Genomic DNA, 3,948 nt, shown 5'->3' with positions numbered 1-3,948 from the left:
CGGGATATGGAATCTCCACGCCCTATGGATCGGCTGCTGTGTGGGGACGTGGGCTTTGGCAAAACAGAGGTGGCAATCCGTGCCATTTTCAAAGCCGTAACCGCCGGCAAGCAAGTAGCTCTCCTGGCGCCAACCACCATTCTTACCCAGCAGCACTACCACACCCTCAAAGAGCGCTTTGCTCCCTATCCTATTCAAGTGGGCTTGCTCAACCGCTTCCGCACCTCGGAGGAGAAAAAAGAAATCCTATCCCGTCTCAAGAGTGGCGAACTGGATGTTGTGGTGGGCACCCACCAGCTTTTGGGCAAGGATGTGCAATTTCGGGATTTAGGCCTTTTGGTTATTGACGAAGAGCAGCGCTTTGGCGTCAACCAAAAAGAGAAAATCAAACTTCTCAAAACCCAGGTGGATGTACTCACCCTCACCGCCACCCCTATTCCCCGCACTCTGTATATGGCCTTGTCGGGTTTGCGGGAAATGAGCTTGATCCAAACTCCGCCTCCTTCCCGCCGGCCTATCAAAACTCACCTTTCTCCCTACAACCCCGAAGTCATCCGCACGGCTATCCGCCAAGAGTTGGATCGCGGCGGTCAAGTCTTCTATGTCGTCAACCGCATTGAAGGCATCGAAGAAACCAGTGCCAAATTGCGGGAGTGGGTGCCCGGTGCTCGCATTGCCATTGCCCACGGGCAGATGCCGGAAGGGGAGCTAGAGGCAACGATGCTGGCTTTTAACAATGGGGAAATCGATATCCTGGTCTGCACGACGATTATCGAATCCGGTTTGGATATTCCCCGCGTCAACACCATTTTGATTGAAAATGCTCAGGAGTTTGGATTGGCTCAGCTATACCAGCTGCGGGGGCGGGTGGGCCGGGCTGGGATCCAAGCCCATGCTTGGCTGTTTTACCGAGAAGACGGGATCCTCACCGAGGAGGCCCGCAAACGCCTACAGGCCATTCAGGAATTTACCCAACTGGGATCCGGCTATCAGTTGGCAATGCGGGATATGGAAATTCGTGGCATTGGCAACCTGCTGGGAACGGAACAATCCGGGCAAGTCAATGCGGTGGGCTTCGATCTTTACCTGGAAATGCTGCAAGAGGCTATTCGAGAAATTCGCGGCCAGGAGATCCCACAGGTGGAGGACACACAAATTGACCTCAATGTAACCGCTATGATCCCGCAAAGCTATATTCCCGACGAAGATCAAAAGATGCAGGCTTATCGACACCTGGCTGCTGCCGGCTCTCGGGTCGAGCTGTTGCAAATTGCCCAAGAATGGCAAGACCGCTTTGGCCCCCTGCCCAAGCCCACTCAGGAGCTGCTGCGGGTAATGGAGCTGAAGGTGCTGGCCCGAGCCCTGGGCTTTTCCCGCATCAAACCGGCCAAAGAGCATGTGCTTTTGGAAACCCCCATGGAGGAGCCCGCTTGGAATCGCCTGAAAGAGGCCCTGCCCACTCACCTGCAGCCTCGCTTTGTTTACCAACCGGGCAAGGTGACGGTGCGGGGTCTGGGGATGGTACCGGCAGCGCAGCAACTGGAGAGCCTTTTGCAGTGGCTGGACAAGATGAGCCTGGCCCTGAGCCGGATGGAGGCTGGGATCCCAATGACCCCCTAGATCTTGCCGGATCCCTCTCGAGGCGGGCCCATGCTCTGGTGTGAGAGAGTGGAATGGCCGGCCCTCCTCTCTTCAGCGCTCCTTTTTGCATCGGCTTCGCGTTTGCATCGGGTTCGCGTCATGAAAGTTCTAGAAGCTCACCACCTCCAAAAAACCTACCGGCAAGGAGGCAGGGAGGTGCGGGCGGTGGTGGATGTCTCCCTGACGCTGGCAGCAGGGGAGATCCTGGCTTTTTTGGGGCCCAACGGGGCCGGCAAGACCACCACCATTAAGATGATTGCCGGCCTGATCCAACCCGACGCGGGCACAGTGTGCGTTCTCGGACGGGATCCCCATACCGATCCGGGGGCCCTGGCCCAGGTGGGGGCAGTGCTGGAAGGCAATCGCAACCTCTACTGGCGGATGACCCCCCTACAGAACCTGGAGTACTTCGGTGTGCTGCGGGGGCTATCCCCCAGAACCGCTCGGCAACGGGGGTTAGAGCTGCTGGAGACCTTTGGCCTGCAGGAGAAACAAGATGTGGCCGTGCAAACCCTTTCGCGGGGCATGCAGCAGAAGGTGGCCATTGCCGTCGCCCTCCTGCACCAGCCGGCCCTGTTGCTGCTGGATGAGCCCACCCTGGGGTTGGATGTGGAATCGGCGCAAGCGGTGAAATCCCTGATCCGCCAAATTGCCGCTTCGGGTCGAGCCATCTTGCTCACCACCCATCAACTGGATATTGCGGAAGCGCTCTCGGATCAGGTAGCCGTTATTCGACAAGGGGTGATCATCGCCCAAGCCCCCACGGGAGAGTTGATCCGGCACTTTGCCGGCGCCGTCGGTACTTACCGGATCGAGCTGGAACAGGGGCTGGATCCCTGGAGGGTTGAACAACTGGCCCGCCAAGGGGTGGAGATTCTCGGATCCCATCAGATGCGCTTCAGCGGCCCGCCAGAGATGCTCTATCAGGTGCTGGAGATCTTGAAGCCTTTGCCCTTGCTCAGCCTCAAACGAGAGGAAGCCGATCTCACCCACATCTTCCTCAAGTTGTTGAAAAGAGGGGATAGACAATGCCAGTGATCCACCTGTTTTGGGCCGAACTAAAGCGGGCCTGGATCCAGTACATCCGCTATCCGGCGGAGGCCCTGGGCGGGATCCTGATCACCACGTTCTTCTTCTATGCCCTCTTTGCCGGCGCTCAGTACGTGGCAGGGCCGGCTTCCCAGTTTGGCGAACGGTTGGATGCGGTGGTGATCGGCTATGTGCTCTGGACGCTGGTCATTTTTGTGGTGAACGACATCGCCCTCAACCTGCAGGTGGAAGCCCAGACAGGCACCTTGGAGCAGGTGTTGCTCTCGCCATTTTCGGCAGCCACTCTCTTCTTGGCACGGGCTTGTGCCAGCTTGGTGTTGCGCTTTTCCATTGTCGTCGTCATTCTGGGCGTCATCTTATTGCTGACGGGCAGCCGGTTGCGGTTTCCCCCTGCTCTGGTGTTGCCTTTGGTGAGCGTGGTGCTGGGGGCCTACGGCTTCTCGTTTTTGCTGGGATCCGCTGCTCTAATTTGGAAGCGAATTCAGCAGCTTTTAATTATCAGCCAATTCGGCCTGCTTTTCCTGTTGGCTGCTCCCACGGAAGAATGGCCGGGATCCCTGAGGTGGCTAGGGCAAAGTCTGCCCATGACGGCGGGGGCTGGGCTGCTGCGAGACGTGATGGTGCGCGAGGTAGGGCTGGATCCCCTGCGCTTGGCCATGGCTCTAGCCAGCGGCATTTTCTACTTCGGCCTGGGTCTGCTGGCCTTTCGCTGGGCAATGCGGCTAGCCAAACGTCAAGGGATCCTGGGATCCCAGTAGAGGTCTGCAGGAGGGCATCTAGAGCGAACGTTGGTCGGGGGAGCGGTGCAGCAGGTGAGGGAAGTGGTATTCTACCGCTCCAGTGACCGGGTTGTTTTCGGGGAAAGCCATGCTCCGCCGGCTCAGCTCTTGCAGCGCCTTTTCAATTTCGTCAAAGTCGGCAGGTAAGTCGATAGCTATCTCCGCAAGGGTGAGGATCCCTTGCCGCTGTTGGGCTAGCCGCAGGATCTCCCGCATCAGAGCTTGACCTTTCAAGGGCTGAGAAGGCGCTGAAACGGCCTTTGCAGGCGTTGGGGAAGGCTGGGATCCCTGTAGAACTGCCAGTTTGAAGTTGTGATTTTCCACCATGCCTGGGATCAAAAACAGGTCGATCAACTGCCCAATGCCCAACAGGCCAAAGGTGAACAGCCAGAGAACGCCTGTGCCAGTCTTGCCCAGGTAGAAGCGATGGACGCCACAGATCCCGAAGATGCCCAACGCCCAGAGGATATAGGCAGTA

Annotated in this window: 4 protein-coding genes; 3 read left to right on the top strand and 1 reads right to left on the bottom strand. The window is 58.0% G+C overall.

The features are described 5' to 3' along the window. From NW856_RS03090 to NW856_RS03080, 3 genes are all read left to right on the top strand, one after another. Window positions 1–1,620, top strand: a 1,620-nt coding sequence (locus NW856_RS03090; protein ID WP_414399040.1) for a DEAD/DEAH box helicase, incomplete at its 5' end; no start/stop codon positions are given. 120 nt (window positions 1,621–1,740) lie between these two features. Continuing rightward, window positions 1,741–2,679, top strand: coding sequence for an ABC transporter ATP-binding protein (locus tag NW856_RS03085; protein ID WP_414399038.1), 939 nt, complete (start codon window positions 1,741–1,743; stop codon window positions 2,677–2,679). After that, window positions 2,670–3,449, top strand: a complete 780-nt coding sequence (locus NW856_RS03080; protein WP_414399037.1) for an ABC transporter permease — start codon at window positions 2,670–2,672, stop codon at window positions 3,447–3,449. The genes NW856_RS03085 and NW856_RS03080 overlap by 10 nt, the downstream gene beginning before the upstream one ends. Window positions 3,450–3,467: 18 nt before the next feature. On the opposite strand, the gene NW856_RS03075 is transcribed toward NW856_RS03080, so the two are convergent. After that, window positions 3,468–3,948 (bottom strand): TM2 domain-containing protein (locus NW856_RS03075; protein WP_414399036.1); only part of this gene is annotated, 481 nt, incomplete at its 5' end.

Origin of the sequence: Synechococcus sp. R3-13, from assembly GCF_047462195.1 — a bacterium.
Taxonomy (GTDB): Bacteria; Cyanobacteriota; Cyanobacteriia; order Thermostichales; family Thermostichaceae; genus Thermostichus.
Note: the sequence above shows the minus strand (reverse complement) of the source record. Positions and strands in the feature narration are given on the sequence as shown.

Bases quoted from the DNA above. Each gene is read 5' to 3' on its own strand.
- NW856_RS03085 (WP_414399038.1), top strand. From the start codon at position 1,741: ATGAAAGTTCTAGAAGCTCACCACCTCCAAAAAACCTACCGGCAAGGA.
- NW856_RS03080 (WP_414399037.1), top strand. From the start codon at position 2,670: ATGCCAGTGATCCACCTGTTTTGGGCCGAACTAAAGCGGGCCTGGATC.